The sequence below is a fragment of the Pseudoalteromonas sp. 31A1 genome, from assembly GCF_011378815.1.
GTDB lineage: Bacteria > Pseudomonadota > Gammaproteobacteria > Enterobacterales > Alteromonadaceae > Pseudoalteromonas > Pseudoalteromonas arctica.
Window position 1 is genome coordinate 57,306 of sequence record NZ_WTKY01000016.1, and the last position, 25,883, is coordinate 83,188.

Here is a 25,883-nt window from a genome sequence, read left to right on the forward strand (position 1 = left end):
CTATTTGCTGACTTAAAAACAGACATAAAAAAAGGCTCATAAATGAGCCTTTCTAATATCTACTTTAAATTTAGCCTAAATCACCACTAATTGCGTATTTTAAAACCCAGTTTTTTATTGGCCCCGTATTATTAGCCATTTTTAAAAACTGGCTGCGTGCCCATTTAAGTGGCGTAATTTGATTAGAAAACCCAAAGTAACACGCGTCCATCATGCTCATCATTAATAAATTAGCCCTGCGGCGAGCTCGCTCGTATTCTTTAAGTTTTAGTGGGCAACCTATATCTCCTGCTTCGTTTAAAACCTCAGCAAGTGCCACTACGTCCTGAAAACCTAAATTAACGCCCTGCCCTGCAAGGGGATTAATTGTATGTGCAGCGTCGCCCACTAAAACCAAGCGCCCTTGCGAATAGCTATTAGCATGCTGACGAGTAAGCGGAAATATCGCATGGGTCTGTACTTCAAAGTCTCCAGCAAGTTCTGGAAACTTATTAAGTATGTGCGCTTTTAACTGCTCTGGGTTTAACCCTCTAAATGCTTGCAGTGTATTTGCATCGTCGTACCAAATTAAATTAGCGTACGGTGCCTGCATTGGTAAAAATGCCAATGGCCCGGTTGGTGTAAACTGTTGCCATGTTTTAATTTGTTGCGGTGCATCGAGTTTAATTAACACCCCCATGCAATGCTGTTGGTACTGCCAGCCAGTAATTCCTATATTAGCTTTAGCACGCAGCTGCGATTGCCCGCCATCGGCTGCAATTACTAAATCAGCTGTATAGGTTTGCATTCCATACACAAGCGTAATTAAATCATCCGTTTGCTCTATTTTAGTAACCGGTAATGATTGCTCAATTACCTCAATCTTATAACGCCCAAATTGCTGCCACAAACTTGCTTGAATTAAACTATTTTCAATCAAGTGGCCTAAATGTGTCGTGTTTATATCGGCGCAATCGAATAATAAATTATCTCCACCGCGCTCAAATGCTTCTAACTGTTGATAAGGCGCTATACGATTTTGCCTTAAAAGCGGCATTGCCCCTAATTCATCAAGTAAATTTTCTGAAAAACGATTAATAGCCGACACTCTAATATCCACCTTATCGCTACTAAGAATGTGTGATGGGTCTATTAGGTGTTTTTCGATTATGCGCACGCCAAAGCCTTGTTGAGCCAGCTTTATCGCCATAGCCGCGCCAACCATGCCTCCGCCAACTACTATCACATTATTTTTAGTCATGTTTTTCATCATTTTATTATTACTTGAGTCTGTTTTGATTGTATCAAAATTAATTTGTTTTATACCAGAGGATATCCCTAACAGCACATTAAACTCGCCCTGTATTGATTTGAGATCACAAACATGAAAACTATACTTGGATCTGGGCGGGTATCCAGCTAAAATACGCCTCCTTTAAGTGAGCATGCTTGCTCCTTAATCCTGTTTCTAGCACATTTTTGTGCCACTATCGAATTGAACACGAGGCAATATTTCAATGAGCAAAAAGCTGCATATTAAAACCTGGGGTTGTCAGATGAACGAATACGACTCTCAGAAAATGGCTGAACTTTTAGATGCCACCAACGGCTACCAGCTAACTGATGATGCAACAGATGCCGACGTAATCTTACTTAACACCTGTTCAATTCGTGAAAAAGCGCAAGAAAAAGTATTTCACCAGTTAGGTCGTTGGAAGTTGTTAAAAGACGACAAGCCAGATTTAATAATTGGTGTAGGTGGTTGTGTTGCCTCACAAGAAGGTGACTCTATTCGCCAGCGTGCACCATTTGTAGATGTTATTTTTGGCCCGCAAACGCTACACCGTTTACCAGAAATGATTAAACAAGTGCAAGGCAACAAAGGCTCATCGGTTGTTGATATTTCATTCCCAGAGATTGAAAAGTTTGACCGTTTACCAGAGCCAAAAGCCGATGGCCCATCTGCATTTGTATCAATTATGGAAGGCTGTTCTAAGTACTGTACTTTTTGTGTTGTACCGTACACTCGCGGTGAAGAAGTTAGCCGCCCGGTAGATGACGTACTACTTGAAATTGCACAGCTTGCTGAGCAAAACGTACGTGAAGTAAATCTACTTGGCCAAAACGTAAATGCATACCGCGGCGACACGCACGATGGCGAAATTTGTTACTTCTCAGATTTAATTCGTCTTATTGCTGCTATTGATGGTATTGACCGTATTCGTTACACCACATCGCACCCAGTAGAATTTACGCCTGATATTATAGACGTTTACGCTGATGTACCAGAGCTTGTAGATCACTTACATCTACCAGTGCAAAGTGGTTCAGATCGTATATTAAACCTAATGAAACGTGGCCATACGGCAATTGAATACAAATCGACTATCCGTAAGTTACGTAAAATTCGTCCTAACTTAAGCATGTCGTCAGATTTCATTATTGGTTTTCCAGGCGAAAGCCAAGAAGACTTTGAAGCAACCATGAAGCTTATTAGCGACATTGGTTTTGATATGAGCTTTAGCTTTATTTACAGCGCGCGCCCAGGTACGCCAGCGGCAGATTTGCCAGATGACGTAACAGAGCAAGAGAAAAAAGAGCGCTTATACTTACTACAAAATCGTATTACACAAATGGCGCAGCAAATTAGCCGTCAAATGTTCGATACAGAGCAACGTATACTTGTTGAAGGTCCTTCTAAAAAGAACCCAATGGAATTACGTGGCCGTACCGAAAATAACCGTGTAGTAAATTTTGTTGGCCCACACACAGTGATCGGACAGTTTGTTGACGTACGTATTACCGAAGCACTACCTAACTCTTTACGTGGTGACTTAATTCGTACAGAATCAGAAATGAACTTACGACGTGAAATCGCGCCTTCAGCTATTTTAACTAAAGCTGCAGCTGCAGAGCCAAAACCAGACACTGTTAACGAAATTGGCGTAGCTACTTTCGTTCCTTAGTCAAAATTATTAGCGCCAGTTAACACTGGCGCAGTACTATAGGAAGCAATTTTGAGTAATCAGTTAAAAACGTTAGAGATTTATTTAGAACCTGCCGATAACAAACGCCTTTCTTCTTTATGTGGCCCGTTTGACGAAAACATCAAACAAATTGAACGCCATCTGGCTGTTGAAATAATTCACCGTGACAACTTTTTTAAAGTAACCGGTAAATTACACAACTGCGCCGGCGCTGTAGAAATCTTAAAAAACCTTTATGTTGATACTCAACCAGTGCGTGGTGTGTTAGGCGAAATAGAACCCGACGCCGTTCATTTAGCTATTACCGAATCAAAAGCCCTAGAGCAAGACGCATCAAGCAGCGCTTATGGCAAAGATATGGTGATTAAAACACGCCGTGGTGTAATTAAACCACGTAACGATAACCAAGGTGTTTATGTGGCTAATATTTTACACCACGATATTACCTTTGGTATTGGTCCTGCTGGTACTGGTAAAACCTACCTTGCCGTTGCTGCCGCCGTTGACGCCCTTGAGCGCCAAGAAATACGCCGCATATTATTAACGCGCCCTGCTGTAGAAGCGGGCGAAAAGCTTGGTTTTTTACCAGGCGATTTAAGTCAAAAAATAGACCCGTACTTGCGCCCTCTTTACGACGCTCTTTTTGAAATGCTAGGTTTTGAAAAAGTAGAAAAGCTCATCGAAAAAAATATCATCGAAGTAGCCCCGCTTGCTTACATGCGCGGACGTACTTTAAACGATGCCTTTATTATTTTAGATGAAAGCCAAAATACCACCGCCGAGCAAATGAAAATGTTTTTAACTCGCATAGGGTTTAACTCAAAAGCGGTTATTACAGGCGATATTACACAGGTTGATTTACCACGTGGTACACGCTCAGGCCTTCGCCATGCAATGGAAGTACTTGATGGTGTAAACGAAATTAGCTTTAACTACTTTAAAGCCCAAGACGTAGTACGCCACCCTGTTGTAGCACGCATAGTTGAAGCCTACGAGCGTAACGACGAAAGCGAGCGACTAAAGCGCATTGAAAAGCAAAATGCAAAAGACGCACTTGCTGCTCTTCAACAGCCTACTACTAAAGAGTAATACTTTGACAACCGAACTTGATTTACAAATAGCCTGTGAGTTTGACAACCTCCCAAGCGAAGAGCAATTTGCACTGTGGGCCGACAAAGCCCTTAGCCAATATCGTGATGAGTCAGAGCTCAGTATTGTTATTAGCGACGAAGCGCAATCGCAACAGCTTAATAACGACTACCGTGGTAAAAATAAACCGACCAACGTACTGTCGTTCGAATTTGAAGCACCACCAGGAATAGATATTCCCTTAGTTGGTGATTTAATTATTTGCCCAGCCATTGTATTAGCTGAAGCAATTGAGCAAGAGAAGTCATTTCATGACCACTTTGCTCACATGGTTATTCACGGATGCTTGCATTTGCTTGGATTTGACCATATAAAGAGTGACGATGCTTTAGAGATGGAAAGCATAGAAAAGCAATTACTTGCAGAGCTGAACATAGCAGACCCATACCGGGACGATATTTAAATTAACGGAGCAATTAGACGCAATGAGCGACGGTAACTCGCAATCTAGCCAGGGTTCTTCTGGCAAAACGTGGTTGGGCAGAATAGCTCAAATGTTGCAAGGGGAACCCCAGAATAGAGAAGAGCTGGTCGAAGTTATTGCCGATGCGCAAGAACGAGACGTAATCGATCCAGAAACAAAAGAGATGATAGAAGGTGTGCTTGGCGTGTCTGAGCTTAAAGTGCGAGACATAATGGTTCCGCGCTCACAAATGATCACTCTTGAGATCGACAAGCCGCTTGAAGAGCTAATTCCAATGATGGTTGACTCAACTCACTCACGCTTTCCGGTGGTGATTGAAGATAAAGATCATGTAGAAGGTTTTTTGCTCGCTAAAGATTTATTGCCACTGATCTTAAATAAAGACGAGCACTTACCATCAATACGCGATTATTTACGCCCAGCAATGGTAGTACCTGAAAGCAAACGTGTTGATACACTGCTAAACGAATTTCGCCAGCAACGCTACCATATGGCTGTTGTTATTGACGAATACGGCGGCGTATCGGGCTTAGTAACGATTGAAGATATTCTTGAAATAATTGTTGGCGAAATCGAAGATGAGCACGACGAAGAAGAAGAACATCAAGATATTCGTCGACTTGCTAAACATGTTCACGTAGTGCAAGCACTCACACCTGTAGATGACTTTAACGAGCATTTTAAAACAGGTTACAGCACAGACGAAGCCGATACTATTGGTGGAACTGTACTGCACGCATTTGGCCACATGCCAAGCCGTGGTGAAACGATTGACATAGAAGGTTACCAATTTAAAGTAACCAACGCCGACAATCGTCGTATTTTGCAACTGCAAGTCACCGTTCCTAAGGATGATGATAACGACAGTGAAGAAACTGCTAACTAGACTTACCCTATTAGCAAAAGATAAAAAAGCATGGCTCGCACTGGTTGCGGGCCTTGTTTTAACTTTTGGCTATGCCCCCTTTGAAATTTGGCCCATTGTATTTATTAGCCTTGGTGCCATAATTTTTTGCATTAACCCTAATAATACCGGTAAAGCACACGCAAAAACCGCTGCTAAATATGGCTTTATATTTGGCCTAGGTTGGTTTGGTGCAGGTATAAGCTGGGTCCATGTTTCTATTGCCACCTTTGGCGGAATGCCGCTTATAGCGTCGCTCTCGTTAATGGCATTTTTGTGCGCCTACTTAGCGTTATTTCCAGCCCTTGCCTTTTGGGCAACCACACGCTTTGCCACTGGCCCTAAAAGCTTTGGTGCATTACTCATTGCTTGCTTTGCAATTAGTGAGTATTTACGCGGAACAGTACTTACTGGTTTTCCGTGGTTAAGTTTTGGCTACACACAAACCGACGGACCACTCAGGCTGCTTGCCCCTTATATTGGCGAGTTTGGCTTAACTCTCGTATGCATCGCAATTGGTTTTGCACTTTATCGCTTAACCCAAAAAGATTTTAAAACCCCTGTTGTTACCGCTACTGCTGTTGCGCTCATTTTTACAGGCGCAAGTACCACAGGCAGTATTCATTACACAGATAAAAACATGTCGGTATTACTCGTTCAAGGGAACATACAACAACACCTGCGTTTTGAGCCAAGTGAGTTTTGGACCACCATGAGCAAATACCAAGACATGACGCGCCCACATTGGGATGCCGACTTAATAGTATGGCCCGAAGCCGCAGTGCCCGAAATAGAAATGCTTGCTGACTCGTACCTAGCTAATTTAGACAGTGCAGCGTCGTTTAATAAAACCGCCCTTGTAACCGGTATTGTTGACTACCAACGCGACACCAAAAACATATTCAATACACTTATTGTGGTCGGTAATAAAGAACGCGACGACGAGCACGGGCATTATCATTACCTTGATAAAAACCGCTATCAAAAACACCAGCTATTACCGATTGGCGAGTTTGTACCGTTTCAAGATTTACTGCGCCCTATTGCCCCACTATTCGATTTACCTATGTCGTCGTTTACACGTGGAGACAAAGTGCAAAACAACTTACGCGCCAATGGCTTTAATTTACTTCCCGCTATTTGCTACGAAATTGTTTTTGCCGACTTAGTACGCGGTAATTACAAAAGCGACTCCGACCTACTCTTTACTGTAAGTAACGATGCCTGGTTTGGCGACTCCATTGGACCCTTGCAACATATGCAAATAGCCCGTATGCGTGCGCTCGAACTACAACGCCCTCTAGTGCGCGTTACCAACAATGGTGTAAGCGCCGTATACGACCCCATAAGCCACACACAACAAACCATGCCTCAGTTTGAAGCTACAACATTGAAAGCTAATATTAAGCTCATAAAAGGCGACAGCGTGTACAGCCAATACGGCAATGTGTTTGTGTGGGGATTTGTGTTTTTGCTGGGTGTTGGTGGTTTTGGGGTTAGGTTTAGAAAATAAAATAGGGTTGATAGCTGTCGGTGGACAGCTATTTAAAAAAGATGTTTATTGTTGGGTTTCGCTTCGCTCTACCCAACCTACGCAAATTTACTTTTTAATCCAGCCTATGCTTAGAATATAACGAGTGCCTTGCTCTATTTTTAATACTTGGTGCTGCTCAATGTCGGGTCTAAAAAGTTTAATCCGACTATAATTTATAATTGGGTTTCCACAAATAAACTCACCACCCTTAGCTGCATGCTTTAGCACAATATTGAGCCTAAAGTGCCTGCCAGTTTTAACTGTATCGGTATGCGGTTTTATTTCACTCCCTTGTGGGAATTTAATTAAGTAAGCATCAAATTTTAAAGGGAATAGCATACGGCACAATAACATTTTATCGTAGCCCGACACTTGTCGCCCTCGCTGCCAACTAAATAATTCTCTCGCCATAACTACACTTTCATTTGTTCCGAAAATTCTTTTTAAAGTTTTAAAACCACTTAAACTTTAATTCTGCAGAGTGTACTCTGCTCGCCTGCGGTCTGAGTAGATTGCAGTGAATATCAATATAGCTACTCTTATTTGGTTCTATAAATATGTCATCGCTTTTACCTAAACAATTACCAACAAATTTGCCGTTCTCATCAAATGTAGAAGCAATAACTCCACCAGCATATATGCTTTCGTTGGTTATATTTTTTAGCTCTGCAGTTATTCTTACACGCCCATTTTCTTTAAAAATATCAGAAAGAGTAAGCTTATAATCACTATTAAAGCCATCTGTAGCCTCTAATGTTTTATTAGAAACCAGCTCTTTAAATCCACTATCTACCTCAGCGGCTATTGTTAGCGCGTACACACTAATACCACCTAGAGTTGCAATTACAAACCCTACCCCCCAAAAAAAGCCTTTTATAATCTCATTGAAATTATTATTCATTTAATTCCCTTTTAATTTTTACCACTGAATTTCGTAAATACTATACCCAAAGTAACTCTTTTTTCTCACCAAGTTTACAAATAAAAATTTACCTTTGTAATAAGCTTTTTAATCCATAGTACCAACTAAGCGCAGAGACTGTGCCATGAGTTTCATCTTCAAAGTAACGTTGATTTATAATGAGATTATCGCTTGAGTGTGCTTTTAACTTTTCAGCAAATGCAAAACCCCATCGGTAATTTGTTTTACCAATTTCGCCAAACACTTCGCCGTTATTTGCAAAGGTAAAATACACATTGCCTTTAAGCAGCTTATTTATTAGTTGCTTCTCATCAAAATAACGATTGAGATAGTTATTATCCCAAAGATACGTGGCATCAATAATTAAGTAATCTGTAAATAGCGCATGGTTGGTAAGCAATACATAGCTGGCAAACAAGCCACCAAAAGACTCGCCAATTAATACGCGTTTAGTTGATGTGCGGTAATTTTTATTAATCAGTGGAATGAGTTCTTTTTCAAAAAATGCGCTGTAGTTTGCAGCGTTGCCAATATTTTCAAACTTTTCGAGTAGCTTACCGTTAAATGTCCAATCTACATTTGTAGGGGTAAAGTCGCGCTCTCTTATCGCATTTTTACTGTTAGGAATAGCAACAATAATAGCTTCTTGTATTTGCTGCTCTAGCCGCTCTGTACTGAGCGCTTCCACCAGTCCAGCAACTGCTTTTAAATGGGTTGGGTCGCCATCAAGCAAGTAAATCACAGGATATACTTGATTCGGGTTTTCACTGTAGCTTAGCGGTAAATAAACACTATAATTGCGCTGTTCATTTAAAACACTAGATTTTAGCTGATAGGTTTTGGCTAAAATAATAGACTCTGAGGCATTTACATTTACTGTAAAAAATAAATATAAAAATATTATTGATAATACTTTCATACATATCCTTGTATTAATAAAAAACCAAGAAGAAACATTTGGCTTTCTTTGAACAATCAAAACACCGCTTTTATTGCTAAGCAGGTAAGCTATTCCTTAATTCGTGACGCTAACTTTTTATATATTGCATCTTTATTACGTTTACCAATTGCGAGTACATAAACCACAACTTCGTCGTCAATAACTTCGTAAGCTAAGCGATATCCTGCTGTACGCAATTTTATTTTGTAAACATTATCAAAGCCCCGCAATTTAGAGGCTGGCACATGCGGGCAATCTAAGCGCTCAGTAAGTTTCTTTTTAAACTGGCTTTTAAGTGGTGGCGCAAGTTTCTCCCACTCCTTTAAGGCTGCAGGTAAAAACTTTAACTTATAAGTCATCTATACTAACTTCAACCGCTTGAGATAAATCGCCCCTGCGGCTCTCAACAACTTTAGTTAGTTCATAATCATCCAGTTGTTCCATTAGTAGCTCATACATTGCTGCAGGTACTAAGTAAGCTGCAGGCTTGTTATGATTTAATATGGCTATTGCAGCGCCATCCGCTTCATTTAAAAGCGCTGTTGGATTTTTTTTAAGTTCTGAAATACTTGCCGAACAATCAGCTAAAACTTGTCTCATAAAACACCTAAAAAGAACTAAATTAAGCCCTAATTTTAGACCTTTTTTTATTTATAGCTATTCTTTTTTATAATCTTGTTAGTTTTTATTAATCTTTCACTGCATCTACAACAGTTTCAACATTCACAGGTTGATTCAGGTTACCTTTAATAACCACTGTCGCTGATATTTTATCTTGAATAGCTTGTCTGTTTGGATCCCAGTATATCTGCAGGAACCCTAATAGCCCGGTTGCAAAACCTGCGCCGTAGCCGCCGTAGCGACCAAAGCAATCTAATAAACCTAATGGCTCACCGCTTAGGGCAACCACACGGATATTACATACTTTTTTACCTGGTGTTTGCCCGCGCCAAAGCAATGAGAACAACGTAAAGTAAACAGCAGCCCAGCCAAAACCCAAGCCTAGGTCTTGAATAATGCCTTTGCTCCACTGCAAAATACTATTTGTAGTTGTTTGCGCTGGTTTTTCTTCTATTAACTCTGCAGGCTTTATTTCGTTATTTTCACTGAGTACTAATAACTGTAAAAACACGGTAGCAAGTTGTGGGCTTTGTAGGTCATCCATTTCTGCTAATTTGGGAACTTCCCCTATTAAATTATCAAGCGCGTTTTGTTGGCAAGGTTGCTCACAGCTTTCATCGGCTGTTTGCGCTAAATAAGTATTTACGCGTTGTTTTTCTGTGGCGGTAAGCTGTATTTCATCTTGTATTTTTACGCCCTGAACAGCTAGACCTTGATCAGCGTTATCTTCCTCTAGGTAATCTATGCCAATTGAAAGCACAGTAAGTGCGCTTACAAATAAAAAACTTGCTGCAAAAATTTTTAGGGTTCTTCGCCAAAACGACGACATTTTAGGTAAGTACTGTTGCGCGGTGCCTTTATAAAAAGCCATTGCAGCGACAAATGCTATTAAAGCCGCGCTGAGTTTGGCTGCTAAAAATATCAGTGCAACATCAATTATTATCGCTAATGCACGCCGAATTGGCGTAGCTAAAGGCAAGCCTAGTAAAGCACTGTCAATTTTAAAGGCGTAGGGTGTAATAACTTCTCGGGTTTCAGAATTTGATAATTCTAATTGTTCTATCTCTTTGGCTTTCATTTATTTTCTTGTTATTAAAATAGGTAACCCGGTTAACTTACGCGTTTTTTATTTTTTGCTCAAGGTAAAGTAAATAAACTGATAACAACCCCTAACTATATGTGAACTAAATGCATTTTATTAACTCATAACATAGCTATTACGTTGAGGAATAAGTGTGAATAAAGGGAATGCATGGCCGTGGGCTATATCGTTATGTATACATGCTGTATTGCTGTACTTATTACTTTCGCAAAAAATAAAGGTTGAAGAGCCTCAAACAAAAAAAGATATCGTAATAAACGCTTATGTAATGGTTAACTTGTCAACACTGCCTAAGTTAAGCACCGTTAACACCACCACTAACGCACCGATCGTTGAGCCTACAAAGTTAGAGGTAAAAAAAGCACCTGAACTAGCTTCAGAACCTGTAAGCATTAATAAAGTATCTACAACTCAAACACAGACTATTAAAGCACCCAAGCAACGTGACGAAAAACCAGTTGAGGTAGCAGAATCTGCTATTACAAATAAACCTCAACCCACTACCCAAACTATTGATACAAACACGCAGACGTTTAAAAAACTTAACCCGTATGCGCCTATTTATGGCGTGCCTATAAATAACTTAACACGTAAAAAAATGGTCACCTTTGGCGAAGCTGATAACTCAGATAGTACTGATGATGCAATAGCTGCCACGCCCACAATTAAATCACCGGTTAAATCACCGGTTAAATCACAAAAATCGGAAGTTATTAGCCAAAATACAATAGGCACACGACGATTAGAAAAATTTAACGGTAAATGCTATTTAATTGATACTTCAACCGTATTTGGTAGTAATGGCATGCCTCAAGGAAGCGCACAGACCTGCCCTGGTGAGCAAACAGATGATGAAATATTATTTAATAAAATAATGGATAAGTGGGCCCGCAAAAACAATTAGTTTTAAATTAGTGAACAAATACTTTGTTTAGCCGTATTAGTTATAAGGACTCCACTTACTTAATGGCAATTAGGAATACTTATGACAACTAAGCAACTCTCATCACTCTTTGTATTTAATGTATTAGTTGTAAGTGCACAAGCGAATGCAAATCAACGCTGGTACGCTGTTAACGACTCAGTAATGGGTGGGGTATCAAATAGCCAAGTAAACCAAACTGCTAAAAGTTTAATATTTGAAGGGAATGTATCGCTTGAAAACAATGCCGGTTTTGCATCAATTCGTACCGAATTTAACGCGCAAGGTCAAAACTCTAAAGCGATAGCGCTGCGTGTTAAGGGTGACGGGCAAACTTATCAGCTCAGGCTCAGAACTACCAATTATCTTGATGGCGCAGCGTACACCCACTCATTTAAAACAGTAAAAAATGAATGGGTAGATATAAACTTTGCTCCGAGTGATTTTACTTTAACGTATCGCGGTCGCATGCTTGAGCAGCAGGTTGTTATTGATTTTGACGATATAAAACAGCTAGGCTTTATGATTGCAGGCAAACAAGAAGGTAGGTTTAAACTAGAAGTGAGTAAAATTGAGTTTAAAAGCTAGCCCACCAGCATGTTGGTGGCGCTAAATAGTATAGTCGTCACCTCGCCTTTTCATTTCACTAATAACCAACTCAACCATTTGTTGCTTTACTGCCGCTTGCTCTGATTTTAGCTCTCCAAGTTGCAGCTCTAGCATGTCTATTTGCTCTTGTTGTTGCGTGTTTTTATATTGTTTTGCACCTAGATGCTCTGCATCTAAAGTTAAACTCGCATCACTTTTATTCGGCTCACTTGCAGAAGTATTTATAGTTAAACTACGTTGTACGGGACTTTGTTTAAGCTTGCTAATTTGTTCTTGCAGCGCAATAACTCGCCCAGTAAAGTGCTTGTATACTTTTTCTAGATTTTTATATTGATTGCTAAACGTAGCGTTATCTTCACTATATTCTTGCGCTTTGGTATCTAGAAACTTTGATAACACATATTTTGGCTCTTCCTCATTTTCTTCCTCGCTCTTTTCTTCACTCGCTCTTTCAACAGGTAGTTTATCTGATTGCGCTAAAGGTTGAGTATTTGAGCTGTGTACTTGGTATGCAATGGGAGCCGCTAAAATCTTCATTATTTTATCCCTAAAATAGCTTTGTAACTATTATGGGTATCGACCTCGTATTAAAATCCTTGAGTAAATTTTAATGTTAGCTAAAAGCAAAAAGCCCCACTTTATTAAAGTAGGGCTTTAGTAATTAATTACTTTGAATTAAATTACGACTCAATTGCCAGTAACTCTACTTCAAAAATAAGTACTGAGGCAGGAGGAATACTCCCTACCCGTTTTTCGCCGTACGCTAATTGGTGCGGTACATAAAAGGTGTATTTATCGCCTGGGCTCATCAGTTGTAAGCCCTCAGTCCAACCTTTAATAACTTGGTGTAAACCAAAGCTAATCGGTGTTTTACGCTCTACTGAGCTGTCAAACACAGTGCCGTCGATTAGTGTGCCATGGTAATGCACGTTAACCATACTTTTTGGGGTTGGTGTGTTTTCACTATCGCCTTTATGGTCTATTTTGTACTGCAAGCCAGAAGCTGTTTCTACTACACCTTCTACTTTTGCGTTAGCGGCTAAGTAATCTGCACCTATTTGTGCATTTATGCCTGCTTGTTGTTTTGCTTTTTTACTATTTTGAAATATTAAAAAACAAAAAATGGCGATAACTACCGCCAAAATTATATTAATCATCACTAACCTTTTCCGTTGTTTTACTTTTCGTTATCTGGCTCTTCGTCTTTTTCGTCGTCATCATCGCCATTAACTATGTCGGCAATTTCTTTAAGACGAGCAAGCGCAATCCCATTTACTGAGTTTTCTGGATACTGGTCATCAATAATATCGCCCGCTTCTATATCCATTAACAAGTTAAGCGCTTGATCTACGGTTTCAACTGCATAAATATTAAATTTACCCGCTTCAACCGCATTAAGTATTTCGTCATCAAGCACTAAGTTAACTTGGTTAGATTTAGGAATGATAACGCCTTGCGAACCTGTTAAACCACGCATTTTACATAGTTTAAAAAAGCCTTCTATTTTTTCGTTTACGCCACCAATGGCTTGTACATCGCCGTGTTGGTTAATAGAGCCTGTAAGCGCAATAGATTGGCTAATAGGTAGGCTTGTAATAGACGAAATAAGCGCACACAACTCTGCTAAAGATGCGCTATCGCCATCTATGTAACCATAGCTTTGCTCAATAGCAATATTAGCACTAAGCGTTAAACTAAAATGCTGTGCATATTTATTACCAAGGTAGCCGGTAAGTAGCATAACGCCTTTTGAGTGAATTGCTTTACCAAGTTCGGCTTCGCGTTCAACATCTATTACACCATCGGCGCCAGCATAAACGGTTGCGGTAATACGCGCTGGTGTGCCAAACGAGGTATCGCCAATGTGCAGTACCGTTAAGCCATTTACTTTACCAATGGCTTGGCCGTCGGTTGCAATAAGTGTGTGACCTTCTTTTATGTCACTGAGCATATTTTCGCTAATTTGGCCGGTACGGTATTGTTTACCTTCAATGGCTTCGTCAATATGGTGCGCGTCAATAACGGTTAATTTATCTTGTTTTGCGTAGTAACTCGCTTCTGCAATAAGCTCAAGTACATCAGCAAAACGCGCTGACAATTTATTTTGATGCTCAGCTTGGCGGTAACTAAATTTAAGTAAACGCACCATAGCCGCTTCTGTAGCGGTACATTTTAATGTTTGCTGGCAATACTCGGTTACTTTAGTAATAAACTGATATTGCAATTTATCGCTACTTGGCAAGTAGTAATCAAAGTCGGCTAATACTCTAAATAGCTCTGCAAATTCTTCGTCGTATTCACCTATGGTGTAGTACAACTCACGCGAACCTAATAAAATAATTTTTACATCAAGCGGTATAAGCTGCGGGCGAAGTGTAAAGCTCGTCCCTACTGTGCTGTCTTGATACGGTAAATCGTTTTTAATTTGATGTGTTTTTAACGCGAGTTTTAAACCATCCCACACTTGTGGGTTTGCCATGATTTTTTCAGCGTCCATAATTAAATAGCCGCCATTAGCACGGTGTAATGCACCTGCCTGAATTGAGCGATAACAAGTAATTAAAGAGCCTTGCGATGTTGAGTACTCAATTTTGCCAAATATATTGCCAAACGTTGGGTTAGGCTCGTACACAACCGGTGCTGCGTCGTCTTCTTTAAACTCAACTAAAATGTTAGGTGCAAAAAAGTCGGTAAGCATGCCTTTGCGGTCAAAGTCTTCTTTGCTTTCTTCACTTTCATCTTCGTCATCTAGCCATTCAAGTACCGCGTCTATAATTTCGACGCGAATATCTTTTAAATAACGCAGTACGCCAATATGAGTTGCGTATTTATGTTCTAAGTCTTTTAAAAGTGGTTTAGTGGCTTGCTCTGCTGTCGACTTTTTAAGGTTGCGTTGTTTTTCTTTTGATTCGCGTTTCCAACGTGGCAGCTCTATTAACGCTTCTATTAATGCATCTTCTAGCTTTTCAATTTTTTCAAAAAACTCTTCACGTAACGTTTCTTCAAGTTCGCCAAATTCGCTGTCGCTTAATTGTTTACCATCTACAAGTGGTGCAAACCCTACTGAATTTTTTTCTTCTACTAATGCAACGCTTTGCTCAAATGCTGCAATTTCTACTGCGGTAATAGCACTGTCGTAGGCGTCGTTAAATTCACGGTCGATTGATTTTTTCTTACGCTGATACGCTGGGTTATCAAATGCAGCAGGAAAAGTGTCGAGCACTTCATCTAAAAATGAATCTATGTCGTCACTAAGTTGTTTGCTTTGCCCTGGTTGCATAAACAATGCAATGGGCTCTCTGTGATCATCATAATTATTTACGTATAACCATTCGTTTGGCGTTGAGCGGTCTTTTGCGTGTTGCTTAAGTTTATCTTTAACAAGCGTAAAACGCCCGTGAGCGGCCTCGCCCATTACATAAACGTTGTAACCCGGCAGTTCCATCCCTAATGAAAAATCTAAAGCACTTTGGGCGCGTTGTTGGCCTATAAACGTAAGTTGCTCTGGGTATGGATTGCTCATGCACGTGTTTACGTGATTAGTAGATATACTCGGTGCGAGCTTTGAAACAGATAGTGGCAGCAATTTTTTCGTCATTCTAACTTCTTTTTTTACCAGCATATTCGCTGGCCTTTGGGCGTATTAAGTGGCCCGCAGCCACTTAATACTTATATTTAAGGGTGCAGTGCCTTACGACTAAAATAGATTCCATCACATTCAATACACGGTGTAATTTGTGTAGCGTGATAAACATCGTAACTATGGGTGCAATTCTTACATACTAATGTGCCCATGGCTATCCATTCGCCTGCGTGATACACACCATTGTGCTTAAAATCTTGACTTAAAGATTGCCACTCAAGTTGAGTTTTATCTTCTATGTGCGAAAGTTCAAACCAAAGAGACTCTTTAAGCTCTTGCCATGCAAGCGAATTATAGTGTGATTCGTTCTCTACTATATGTTCAATATCATTCTTTAAATAGCTTTTATAGAGCTCATATCTTTCTTGACTTAAATCTTTAAGCGCCTGCTCAGATTCAACAAACCCAGAAACCACATCTTTTAAACCATGCTCTTTCACATCTTTTATCCAATGGGTAAAACTGCTAAGCCATGTTTTGTAATCAGTCATTTTTTACTCCTTCAAAATTGCTGTTAAATCAGTCTGTAACTTATGTCTTTAGCTAACCACACTATAAAAAAGCAGGTTAACCTGCACTGAAAGTTACAATTTAATAAAAGCATGTTTTTGACGCTGTGAATAGTGTTTTATTTGGGGTATCCTAACGGCAATTTTTTATTAGTTTGCAAGAAGTCTGGAACCATAGATGCAAGAGCAATATAACCCGCAAGATATAGAGTCAAAAGTACAAAGCTACTGGGAAGAAAACCAGGTATTTAAAGTCACTGAAGATGAGAGCAAAGAAAAGTATTACTGCCTTTCTATGTTCCCTTATCCGAGTGGTCGACTGCATATGGGTCATGTGCGTAACTACACCATTGGTGATGTTGTTTCTCGTTTCCAGCGCCTGCAAGGCAAAAACGTAATGCAACCTATGGGTTGGGATGCGTTTGGTTTACCTGCAGAAAACGCTGCTATTAAAAACAAAACAGCACCCGCTAAGTGGACATACGAAAATATTGATTACATGCGTACCCAACTTAAGCAATTAGGTTTTGGTTATGACTGGGATCGCGAAATTGCGACGTGTCATCCAGAATACTACAAGTGGGAGCAGTGGTTTTTCACTAAGCTTTACGAAAAAGGCCTAGTGTATAAAAAAATGTCGACAGTTAACTGGGATCCAGTGGATCAAACCGTACTCGCTAACGAGCAAGTTATTGACGGTCGCGGTTGGCGTTCGGGTGCTGTAGTTGAGCAAAAAGAAATTCCACAGTGGTTTATTAAAATTACTGACTACGCACAAGAGCTACTTGACGATTTAGACAAGTTAGAAGATTGGCCAGAGCAAGTTAAAACAATGCAGCGTAACTGGATTGGCCGCTCTGAAGGGTGTGATATTGAATTTAAACGCACCGATAACGACGAAACATTTAGCGTATACACAACACGTCCAGATACCTTTATGGGTGTTACGTATGTTGCTGTTGCCGGTGGTCACCCTATTGCACAAGAAGCCGCTAAAAATAGCGATGCTATTGCAATGTTTGTTGAAGAATGCAAAAACACCAAAGTTGCCGAAGCAGACATGGCAACAATGGAGAAAAAAGGCATAGCAACAGGCTTTTACGCCACTCACCCATTAACGGGCGAGCAAGTACCAATATGGGTCGCTAACTTTGTGTTAATGCATTATGGCTCAGGCGCTGTAATGGCAGTACCTGCACACGACCAACGTGATTTTGAGTTTGCAACGGCGTACGGCCTAGATATAAAACAAGTTATTGCACCTGCTGAGGGTTCAGACCTTGAAGTAAACCTAAAAGAAGAAGCGTTTACTGATAAAGGCGTACTTGTAAATTCGGGTGAATTTAATGGCCTTGATTTTGAAGCAGGTTTTAAAGCTATTGCCGACAAATTAGAAGCACTAGGCGTTGGTGAGCGTAAAGTAAACTTCCGCCTGCGTGACTGGGGTGTGAGCCGTCAGCGTTATTGGGGTTCGCCAATTCCAATGCTTAGCGATGAAGATGGTAAAGAACTTGCTGCCACAGAAGATATGCTACCTGTTCGCTTACCAGAAGATGTAGTTATGAACGGTGTAACGTCACCGCTTAAAGCAGACCCAGAGTGGGCTAAAACAACAGTAAATGGCGCACCTGCGTTTCACGAGACTGATACGTTTGACACCTTTATGGAATCGTCTTGGTACTACGCACGTTACTGTAGCCCACGCTACGACGAAGGTATGCTAGATCCTGCGGCTGCTAACTACTGGTTACCAGTAAACCAATACATTGGTGGTATTGAGCATGCAATTTTACACTTATTGTACTCGCGCTTTTTCCATAAATTATTACGTGACTTTGGTTTAGTAAATTCAGACGAGCCGTTTGACCGCTTACTTTGTCAGGGTATGGTACTTGCTGAAACATTTTATCGTAAAGATGAAAAAGGCGGCGATATTTGGATTTCGCCAACTGATGTAAACACCGAAACTGACGATAAAGGCCGCGTAACTAAAGCATGGCATAAAGAAGACGGTGAGCCGGTATTCTCATCAGGCATGAGCAAAATGTCTAAGTCTAAAAACAACGGTATAGACCCACAACATGTAATTGCCCAGTATGGTGCAGATACAGTGCGTTTATTCATGATGTTTACAGCACCACCAGAGCAAACGCTTGAATGGTCAGACTCGGGCGTAGAAGGCGCACACCGTTTTTTAAAACGTGTATGGAAATACGCCGTAGACGTTAAAACAGTAGGTTACCAAGCACTTGATAAATCAGCGCTAACAAACCCACAAAAAGTATTACGTCGCGACTTACACAAAGCGATTGCTAAAGTGACTGATGATGTTGAACGTCGTCAAACCTTTAACACGGCTATTGCCGCTATCATGGAGCTTTCTAATAAGTTATTAAAAGCACCATTAAACGACAAACAAGATGTAGCGATTGCTAATGAAGCACTTGAAGCATTAATTATTATGCTTGCACCAATTACTCCGCATTTATCGCATGAGCTTTGGAAAGAGCTTGGTAAAGAAGGCGAGATTTTAGATGCTGCGTGGCCAAAAGTTGACGAGTCGGCACTTGTTGAAGATGAAAAATTAATCATCGTACAAGTAAATGGCAAACTTCGCGCTAAGTTAACTGTTGCTGCTGGTGCAACTCAAGAGCAAGTAGAAGCCCTTGCGTTTGCTGAGTCTAACGTCACTAAATTTACTGATGGCGCAACTATTCGTAAAGTTATTTACGTACCAGGCAAACTACTTAACGTGGTAGCTAACTAATATGGCTGCATTTAACGCCATTAAAAATGGACTAGCCTTAGTGCTAGTCTGTTTTTTGTTATCAAGCTGTGGCTTTCATTTAAAAAAAGCCTCTAGCTTGCCTGATAACTTAAAACAGCTAACACTTGTAGGCGATGACGAAAAATCGACTTTATTCACTGAGCTTAAAAAAGAGCTTAAAGCGAGTAACGTAGAGCTAGTATCGTCAGCTAAAGATAAAGCTCAATTGTATTTACGTAAAGAAACTATCGAACGCCAAACTCTTTCGCTATTTCAAAATGGTCAGGTTGCTGAATACGAACTCGCTTATGGCGTATCGTATGTAGTTAAACGACCAGGCGAAAAAGCGATAGAAAAACGTTTTGAGCTTTACCGTAATTACCAAGACGATCCGGATCATGCATTAGCAAAAGCAAAAGAGCTTGAGCTACTCATTAGCGAAATTCGTGAGCAAGCCAGTGGTCGTATTGTTAGAGAGCTGTCGCAACTATAATGCGCTGCTACGCTAATCAACTACCGAGTGAACTAAATAAAGGGCTAAAGCCCTTTTATTTAGTGTTTGGGGAAGAGCCTTTTCAAGAAGCGCAATGCGTACAGCAAATTCGTGACGTTGCTAAGCAACAAGGGTTTGATGAGGTAATTAAGTTTACTTTAATGCAAGGGTTCGATTGGCAAGAAATTATAGCTCAGTACCAAAGCATGTCGCTGTTTAGTGCGCGCACTATTATTGAGCTTGATTTAAACCAACAAAAACCAGGCGTTATTGGCAGCAACACCTTTAAAAAAGTGGTTGAACTGGTTAATCCCGATACTATTTTAATTGTTAAAGGCGCTAAAGCCAGCCAAGAAGTACAACGTGGTGCATGGTTTAAAGCCCTTGATAAACAAGGTGTATTTGTTCCTTGTTACCCGCTTACAGGCACGCATGTAAAACGATGGCTTGACGATCAATGCCAACGTTTATCGCTCAACGTACAAAACGACGCCAAAGTAAGCTTAATTAATGCCACTGAAGGTAACTTATTAGCGTGTTTTCAGGAACTTGAAAAACTCTCACTACTGCACGGCAATGCTTTAATTACTCAGCAATTAGTAATGCAAGGTCTGTTGAACCAAGCCAAGTTTGATATTTTTGATTTAAGCGATGCGCTATTAAATGGTCACGCTAAACAAGCTATAAAAGTATTAAACAAACTTGCGAGCGACAACACAGAAGTGGTGAGTATTTTGTGGGCTATAACCAAAGAGCTTAATACACTAATAAGTGTGCAACTTGGTTTACTAAATGGCGAATCTATCGCTAATTTATTTAAACAAAAGGCTATTTGGAAAAACCAACAAGGCCCAGTTCAAAATGCTATTAACCGGTTAAACATGCACACACTAGAACAAATAAATAGTGATGTAGCGTTGTTTGATGCCAGTTACAAGCAAGGTAAGTTAATAGCACCTTACCAAGCGCTTGCACATATTTGCATTAAATTTTGCCAGCCGCTTAACATTCCTATGCCGTGCCACACGGCTAATTAATAAATAGCTAATGGGTGTTAAATGATCGCAATTTTTGGTGGTACCTTTGACCCAGTTCATTTAGGTCATATAAATATGGCGCAGCAATGCGTTAATGCGTTTAATTTAGATACACTTTATTTTATGCCGTGTGCACTCCCTGCACATAAAGCTGCGCCGGGTATTAGTACGCAGCACCGAATTAATATGCTAAACGCAGCTACTGCACCTTATCCTCATTTTGAACTCGATTTAAGAGAACTTAACCGAACAGGTCCATCGTACTCGTTACTGAGCTTGCTAGAACTTCGTAAAGAGCACCCTACTACACCTATTTTATTTTTAATTGGTATGGACTCTTTTAACAATCTGGATAAATGGTTTGAGTGGCAAGCAATAACCCAACTTTGTCATATTGTGGTCTACCAGCGCCCTGCTCAACATTGCACTGTTAATGGTGAGCTAAAAAGCTATATGCAGCACGCAAATGTAGACGAAGCAGCAACACTTAAACAGTCACTTGCCGGTAAACTTTATTTTTTACCCGGTGAAATGCTCGATGCTGCCTCAAGCACCATTCGCGAACAACTGAAAAAAAGTAATAAAAAGAATGAACTATTGCCCGATGCAGTGAGTCATTACATACAAATGCATCAGCTCTATCAAATTGATGCTTAAAAACTCCTAGCGTGTTAAAATGCGCGCCATTAAATTTTTAAATTGAGACAAAACCTTGGATTCAAAACAACTACTCGCCTTTGCAATGGATAAAATTGACGATATGAAAGCGCGTGACATCGTTCATATTGACGTAACTAAGACATCAGATATCACAGATTACATGGTAATTTGTTCTGGTACTTCTAAACGTCACGTACAGTCAATTGCTGATCACTTAGCAAAAGAAGCGCGTCATGCAGATTCAGAACCACTAGGTTATGAAGGTGAAGGCGACGGCGAATGGGCACTGGTTGATTTAGGTGATGTGGTTGTACACGTGATGCAAAGCGAAGCACGTATCTATTACGATCTAGAAAAACTGTGGGGCTAAACGCTCACTTATTTTAGACAATGCTTGGAAGTAATACGTGAAAATACAAATGATTGCTGTTGGCACCAAAATGCCAGCATGGGTAGAAACGGGATTTGCAGAATATCAGCGCCGTTTCCCTAAAGATATGGCCCTTGAGTTAATTGAAATTCAAGCCGGAAAACGTGGTAAAAACGCAGATATAAAGCGTATTTTACACATTGAAGGTGAAAAAACATTAGCGGCTATTCCAAAAGGCAATCGTATTGTAACGTTAGAGGTAACAGGGAAAGCGCTGGATACTCACCAACTTGCTAAAAATATGGAAAAATGGCAACTCGACGGCCGCGATGTAAGTTTACTTATTGGCGGACCTGAAGGACTTGCTCCAGAGTGCATTGCAGCGTCTGAGCAAAAATGGTCGTTATCTAATTTAACATTGCCGCACCCATTGGTGCGTATTATTGTTGCAGAGAGCCTTTACCGAGGCTGGAGCTTAAATAACAATCATCCTTATCATCGCGAGTAACGCCTTGACATGCTAAAACATAGACCCACTATTCGTGACCACTCCGCAGAGGCAAACTTATTTGCTAGGCGAGCATTCGTGGGTTTTGTTTTTGTATTGGGATTAGTCGCTGTATTGCTTTCTAATCTTTACACTATTCAGGTAGAAGATCACCAAGATTACCAAACCCGCTCTAACGACAACCGCATTAAAGTTATTCCTATTGCACCCAATCGTGGTTTAATTTACGACCGTAACGGTGTACTACTTGCTGAAAACAAACCGGTTTACAATCTTGAAGTCATCCCTGAAGAAGTAGACGACCTTGACGAATCGCTTAATCAAATAAGTAAAATAATTGCGATTACAGAGCAAGATAAACAAGATTTTTTAAAAGATATAAAACACACCCGCCGTTTTAAATCACAAGTACTAAAAGCCCGCTTAGACGAAACAGAAGTGGCGAAATTTTCGGTTAATCAACATAAATTCCCTGGTTTTAGCATTGAGGCGCGTCTGGCTCGCTACTACCCATTTGGCGATACGCTAACGCATGCGCTTGGATATGTTGCCAAACTTAATAGAAAAGAGCTAAACCAATTAGAACAAGAAGATCGTGCAACCAATTACCGCGCTACATATGATATTGGCAAGCTCGGATTAGAAAAATACTATGAAGAAACATTGCACGGTAAAGTAGGTTCACAACGGGTAGAAGTTAATAACCGTGGCCGCGTAATTCGTACCCTAAGCATGACCCAGCCACAACCCGGTAGCGATTTAGTATTGACCTTAGACATTGGCTTACAACAAATTGCACAGCATGGGCTTAAAGATATGCGTGGCGCTGTGGTAGTTATGGACGCCAAAGATGGTGGCGTGCTTGCGCTTTATTCAAACCCAAGTTACGACCCAAACTTATTTGTTCACGGTATTAGTAGCAAAAATTATAAAGCACTGCTTAATCAAGATCGCCCATTAATAAACCGTACTACGCAAGGCCGTTACGCACCGGCCTCTACAGTAAAACCGTTAATGGCTGTGTTAGCGCTTGAAGAAAACATAGTAAATGAAACAACATCGATGTGGGATCCTGGCTTTTTTCAAATTCCAAACGTTGAACACAAATGGCGAGACTGGAAACGGTGGGGTCATGGTCATGTTGATGTATACAAAGCGATTGAAGAGTCTTGCGATACTTACTTTTACGACGCGGCTTATCGATTAGGCATAACTAAAATAAGCGACTTTATGGCGCGTTTTGGTTATGGCGATTTATCTGGTATTGATATTCACGAAGAAACCACCGCTATTCTACCTTCAAAAGAATGGAAAGAAGGTCGCTTTAAAGAGTCTTGGTGGCGCGGCGATACTATTTCGGTAGGTATTGGACAGGGTTATTGGACTGCTACACCAATTCAAATTGCAAACGCAACTAACATATTGGTTAATCGTGGTATTAATCACCCGCCTCATTTAGTGCAAGTGGTTAAAAAAGATAGCGATGTAACGCAAATAAATAACGAAGAAAAACCCCCTGTTATTTTAAAAGATCCACGTCATTGGCAGGTATCGTTAGATGCTATGCATAACACGGTCCGAAAAATATCTGGTACAGCGCACAAAGCATTTAAAGGCACTAACTACGATTCGGCGGGTAAAACCGGTACCGCGCAAGTAGTAAGTATTGCACAAGGTGAACGTTACGATGCTAAATCGCTTAAAGAGCGCCAACGTGACAACACTATTTATGTAGGTTTTGCACCTTATAACGATCCAAAAATTGTGGTTTCTGTTGTATTAGAAAACAACCACGGCGGTATTCAAATTGCTCGTCAACTTATGGATTATTACTTTGCAGCCAATCCAGTTAATCTTGCAAGGAACGATACACCATGACCGACTTGCACGATAAACGCTCTATTTGGATGCGCATGCACCTAGATTTACCGCTGCTGATTGCATTACTTATCATGATGGCTGGTAGCATAATGGTTGTATACAGTGCCAGCGGGCAAGACTCTTCAATGATGATTAGGCACATGACCCGTATGGGCGGTGCGGTTGTTGCTATGGTTGTTTTAGCCCAGTTTTCGCCTGCCACACTAAAGCGTTTAGTAATCCCACTTTATTGCGTTGGTTTATTAATGCTAGTGGGTGTACTTTTGTTTGGTGTAAGTTCAAAAGGCGCACAGCGCTGGCTTGACTTAGGCGTTACACGGTTTCAACCTGCTGAACTAATGAAATTAGCAGTACCTATGATGGTTGCTTGGTATATAGGGCGTAATCACCTACCTCCTCGTCCATTGCACTTAATTATTGGTTTTATGATTGTAATGCTCCCTACATTATTAATTAAAGAACAGCCCGATTTAGGTACCGCCATACTTATTGCTAGTTCAGGTATATTTGTATTGTTTTTGTCGGGCTTAAGTTGGCGTTTAATCGGCTTTTTAAGCTCAATTGTAGCGCTTGCCGCATGGCCATTTTGGCACTACGGTATGCACGATTACCAAAAACAACGTGTACTTACCTTTTTAGACCCTGAGAGCGATCCGCTTGGTTCGGGTTATCATATTATTCAATCTAAAATTGCTATTGGCTCAGGTGGTATAGAAGGTAAAGGCTGGCTGCTTGGCACGCAATCGCAATTAGAATTTTTACCCGAGCGCCACACCGACTTTATATTTTCGGTTTTAAGCGAAGAATTTGGTTTATTTGGCGTATGTGTTTTACTTAGCCTTTATTTATTTATTATTGGCCGTGGTTTATACATTGCTGTTAATGCACAAGATGCATTTGGTAAATTGCTCGCAGGCGCACTCACCCTCACCTTCTTTGTATATGTATTTGTTAACATAGGCATGGTATCGGGTTTATTACCTGTTGTTGGCGTCCCTTTACCACTTATAAGTTATGGTGGTACCTCAATGGTGACGCTCATGGCAGGATTTGGCATTATTATGTCAATTGCGACGGATAAAAGGATGCTTTTAAAATAATGCGACACACTAATCAGCTTATATTTACTACATTATTAATTTTACTTTTAAGTGCTTGTAGTAGCGGGTCAAGTAGCCGTTATAGTATGCGTCATGATGCAGCGCCATTAAGAGCCCCAACTACACTTGAGATGCAAGACGCTATAGTAACCGAAACCACTAAAAGTGCCAGCGCAAGCCGCCCATACACAGTGCTTGGTAAAAGCTATTCCCCGATACTTGATGAAACAGGTTATTCTGAGGAAGGTATTGCCTCGTGGTATGGTCGAAAATTTCATGGTTATCACACCTCAAATGGTGAAACCTACGATATGTTTGCCATGACCGCAGCGCACAAAACACTGCCATTACCTAGCTTTGTTAAAGTAACCAATACAGCAAATGGTAAATCAGTAATAGTGCGCGTAAACGACCGGGGCCCGTTTCATGACGATAGAGTGATTGACCTTTCGTATGCTGCCGCTTATAAGCTTGGCTATTACACTCATGGTACAGCAAAGGTTAAGCTAGAGGCCGTTACCCTTGCCGGCGCAACTGCGCGTCAAACCTATATTCAAGTAGCTGCAGGTAGTACACTTGCCAATATTGAAGCACTTGCCAGTACATTGCGAGATCAATACAAATTACCAACAAATATCGTTCAAAAAGACGACATTTACAGACTGCATTTAGGGCCAATAAAAGACACCCCTCATGCAGACGAAGTATTAAAAAAATTAAAACAAAATCAATTTCAAAACGCGTTCTTGCTTTACACTCAGTAAGACTAATACCCAAACCAGCCCAAGATGCTCGCATCTCGGGCTGGTTTGGGTATAAAAT

27 protein-coding genes are annotated in these 25,883 nt (G+C 40.5%); 16 read left to right on the forward strand and 11 right to left on the reverse strand.

Features of this window, described 5'->3' with window-relative positions; genetic code table 11:
• Positions 1 to 70: 70 nt before the first annotated feature.
• Positions 71 to 1,327 carry an FAD-dependent monooxygenase gene (locus tag GQR52_RS14615; RefSeq protein ID WP_165728901.1) on the reverse strand — a complete coding sequence of 419 codons (1,257 nt, stop codon included), beginning with the start codon at positions 1,325 to 1,327 and terminating at the stop codon, positions 71 to 73.
• A gap of 169 nt (positions 1,328 to 1,496) precedes the next feature.
• Here GQR52_RS14615 and miaB point away from each other — a divergent pair, with 169 nt between their 5' ends.
• Genes miaB through lnt form a run of 5 tightly spaced genes read left to right on the forward strand, consistent with a single transcriptional unit; the run spans position 1,497 to position 6,956 of the window.
• Entirely contained in the window at positions 1,497 to 2,945 is a 1,449-nt protein-coding gene (gene miaB / locus GQR52_RS14620; protein WP_165728902.1) for a tRNA (N6-isopentenyl adenosine(37)-C2)-methylthiotransferase MiaB, read from the forward strand.
• A 51-nt stretch (positions 2,946 to 2,996) separates the two neighbouring features.
• The gene (locus tag GQR52_RS14625) at positions 2,997 to 4,055 is read left to right on the forward strand and encodes a PhoH family protein (RefSeq protein ID WP_165728903.1); all 1,059 of its coding nucleotides are present in this window, start codon (positions 2,997 to 2,999) and stop codon (positions 4,053 to 4,055) included.
• A gap of 4 nt (positions 4,056 to 4,059) precedes the next feature.
• Positions 4,060 to 4,518, forward strand: coding sequence for an rRNA maturation RNase YbeY (gene ybeY / locus GQR52_RS14630; protein WP_002958542.1), 459 nt, complete (start codon positions 4,060 to 4,062; stop codon positions 4,516 to 4,518).
• 22 nt (positions 4,519 to 4,540) lie between these two features.
• Positions 4,541 to 5,425 carry a CNNM family magnesium/cobalt transport protein CorC gene (corC, locus tag GQR52_RS14635; protein ID WP_165728904.1) on the forward strand — a complete coding sequence of 295 codons (885 nt, stop codon included), beginning with the start codon at positions 4,541 to 4,543 and terminating at the stop codon, positions 5,423 to 5,425.
• Positions 5,406 to 6,956, forward strand: coding sequence for an apolipoprotein N-acyltransferase (gene lnt / locus GQR52_RS14640; protein WP_346774284.1), 1,551 nt, complete (start codon positions 5,406 to 5,408; stop codon positions 6,954 to 6,956). The genes corC and lnt overlap by 20 nt, the downstream gene beginning before the upstream one ends.
• An 87-nt stretch (positions 6,957 to 7,043) precedes the next feature.
• On the opposite strand, the gene GQR52_RS14645 is transcribed toward lnt, so the two are convergent.
• From GQR52_RS14645 to GQR52_RS14670, 6 genes are all read right to left on the reverse strand, one after another.
• Positions 7,044 to 7,388 carry a 2OG-Fe(II) oxygenase gene (locus GQR52_RS14645; RefSeq protein ID WP_165728905.1) on the reverse strand — a complete coding sequence of 115 codons (345 nt, stop codon included), beginning with the start codon at positions 7,386 to 7,388 and terminating at the stop codon, positions 7,044 to 7,046.
• Positions 7,389 to 7,428: 40 nt separating this feature from the next.
• Complete coding sequence (locus GQR52_RS14650; RefSeq protein ID WP_165728906.1) at positions 7,429 to 7,878, reverse strand: ATPase; 450 nt, start codon at positions 7,876 to 7,878, stop codon at positions 7,429 to 7,431.
• Positions 7,879 to 7,966: 88 nt separating this feature from the next.
• On the reverse strand, positions 7,967 to 8,818 hold the full coding sequence (locus GQR52_RS14655; protein WP_165728907.1) for an alpha/beta hydrolase-fold protein: 852 nt from the start codon (positions 8,816 to 8,818) through the stop codon (positions 7,967 to 7,969).
• A gap of 89 nt (positions 8,819 to 8,907) precedes the next feature.
• Entirely contained in the window at positions 8,908 to 9,198 is a 291-nt protein-coding gene (locus tag GQR52_RS14660; protein WP_165728908.1) for a type II toxin-antitoxin system RelE/ParE family toxin, read from the reverse strand.
• A complete protein-coding gene (locus tag GQR52_RS14665; RefSeq protein WP_165728909.1) occupies positions 9,188 to 9,439 on the reverse strand; it encodes a type II toxin-antitoxin system Phd/YefM family antitoxin in 252 nt (83 codons plus the stop codon). Before GQR52_RS14665 ends, GQR52_RS14660 begins: the two co-directional genes overlap by 11 nt.
• An 88-nt stretch (positions 9,440 to 9,527) precedes the next feature.
• Entirely contained in the window at positions 9,528 to 10,538 is a 1,011-nt protein-coding gene (locus GQR52_RS14670) for an RDD family protein (RefSeq protein ID WP_165728910.1), read from the reverse strand.
• Between the two features lie 157 nt (positions 10,539 to 10,695).
• On the opposite strand from GQR52_RS14670, the gene GQR52_RS14675 reads away from it, so the two are divergent.
• Entirely contained in the window at positions 10,696 to 11,466 is a 771-nt protein-coding gene (locus tag GQR52_RS14675) for a hypothetical protein (protein ID WP_165728911.1), read from the forward strand.
• Positions 11,467 to 11,547: 81 nt separating this feature from the next.
• Positions 11,548 to 12,072, forward strand: coding sequence for a CIA30 family protein (locus GQR52_RS14680; protein WP_165728912.1), 525 nt, complete (start codon positions 11,548 to 11,550; stop codon positions 12,070 to 12,072).
• 21 nt (positions 12,073 to 12,093) lie between these two features.
• Here GQR52_RS14680 and GQR52_RS14685 read toward each other — a convergent pair whose 3' ends face one another.
• The 4 genes from GQR52_RS14685 to GQR52_RS14700 all read right to left on the reverse strand — a co-directional run bounded on the left by GQR52_RS14685 (position 12,094) and on the right by GQR52_RS14700 (position 16,227).
• Positions 12,094 to 12,630 (reverse strand): hypothetical protein, encoded by a 537-nt coding sequence (locus tag GQR52_RS14685; protein ID WP_165728913.1) that lies wholly within the window; start codon positions 12,628 to 12,630, stop codon positions 12,094 to 12,096.
• Between the two features lie 143 nt (positions 12,631 to 12,773).
• Complete coding sequence (locus GQR52_RS14690; RefSeq protein WP_165728914.1) at positions 12,774 to 13,250, reverse strand: FKBP-type peptidyl-prolyl cis-trans isomerase; 477 nt, start codon at positions 13,248 to 13,250, stop codon at positions 12,774 to 12,776.
• A 20-nt stretch (positions 13,251 to 13,270) separates the two neighbouring features.
• Complete coding sequence (locus GQR52_RS14695) at positions 13,271 to 15,691, reverse strand: AAA family ATPase (protein WP_240914480.1); 2,421 nt, start codon at positions 15,689 to 15,691, stop codon at positions 13,271 to 13,273.
• A gap of 77 nt (positions 15,692 to 15,768) precedes the next feature.
• Positions 15,769 to 16,227, reverse strand: a complete 459-nt coding sequence (locus GQR52_RS14700) for a zinc ribbon-containing protein (protein ID WP_007585575.1) — start codon at positions 16,225 to 16,227, stop codon at positions 15,769 to 15,771.
• Between the two features lie 196 nt (positions 16,228 to 16,423).
• Between GQR52_RS14700 and leuS the strand changes: the two genes are divergently transcribed.
• From leuS to GQR52_RS14745, 9 genes are read left to right on the forward strand one after another with little or no spacing between them, the layout of a single operon-like run.
• Positions 16,424 to 19,012 (forward strand): leucine--tRNA ligase, encoded by a 2,589-nt coding sequence (gene leuS, locus GQR52_RS14705; protein ID WP_165728916.1) that lies wholly within the window; start codon positions 16,424 to 16,426, stop codon positions 19,010 to 19,012.
• A gap of 1 nt (position 19,013) precedes the next feature.
• Positions 19,014 to 19,505, forward strand: coding sequence for an LPS assembly lipoprotein LptE (gene lptE / locus GQR52_RS14710; RefSeq protein ID WP_165728917.1), 492 nt, complete (start codon positions 19,014 to 19,016; stop codon positions 19,503 to 19,505).
• On the forward strand, positions 19,505 to 20,542 hold the full coding sequence (gene holA, locus GQR52_RS14715; protein WP_165728918.1) for a DNA polymerase III subunit delta: 1,038 nt from the start codon (positions 19,505 to 19,507) through the stop codon (positions 20,540 to 20,542). The genes lptE and holA overlap by 1 nt, the downstream gene beginning before the upstream one ends.
• 21 nt (positions 20,543 to 20,563) lie before the next feature.
• Positions 20,564 to 21,199, forward strand: a complete 636-nt coding sequence (nadD, locus tag GQR52_RS14720; protein ID WP_165728919.1) for a nicotinate-nucleotide adenylyltransferase — start codon at positions 20,564 to 20,566, stop codon at positions 21,197 to 21,199.
• 55 nt (positions 21,200 to 21,254) lie between these two features.
• Positions 21,255 to 21,572, forward strand: coding sequence for a ribosome silencing factor (gene rsfS / locus GQR52_RS14725; RefSeq protein ID WP_165728920.1), 318 nt, complete (start codon positions 21,255 to 21,257; stop codon positions 21,570 to 21,572).
• A gap of 37 nt (positions 21,573 to 21,609) precedes the next feature.
• Entirely contained in the window at positions 21,610 to 22,080 is a 471-nt protein-coding gene (rlmH, locus tag GQR52_RS14730; protein ID WP_007585562.1) for a 23S rRNA (pseudouridine(1915)-N(3))-methyltransferase RlmH, read from the forward strand.
• A 9-nt stretch (positions 22,081 to 22,089) separates the two neighbouring features.
• Complete coding sequence (gene mrdA / locus GQR52_RS14735; protein WP_165728921.1) at positions 22,090 to 23,958, forward strand: penicillin-binding protein 2; 1,869 nt, start codon at positions 22,090 to 22,092, stop codon at positions 23,956 to 23,958.
• Positions 23,955 to 25,061: a rod shape-determining protein RodA gene (gene rodA, locus GQR52_RS14740; RefSeq protein WP_165728922.1), complete on the forward strand. Its 1,107-nt coding sequence runs from the start codon at positions 23,955 to 23,957 to the stop codon at positions 25,059 to 25,061. The genes mrdA and rodA overlap by 4 nt, the downstream gene beginning before the upstream one ends.
• The gene (locus GQR52_RS14745; RefSeq protein WP_165728923.1) at positions 25,061 to 25,825 is read left to right on the forward strand and encodes a septal ring lytic transglycosylase RlpA family protein; all 765 of its coding nucleotides are present in this window, start codon (positions 25,061 to 25,063) and stop codon (positions 25,823 to 25,825) included. Before rodA ends, GQR52_RS14745 begins: the two co-directional genes overlap by 1 nt.
• Positions 25,826 to 25,883 lie beyond the last annotated feature (58 nt).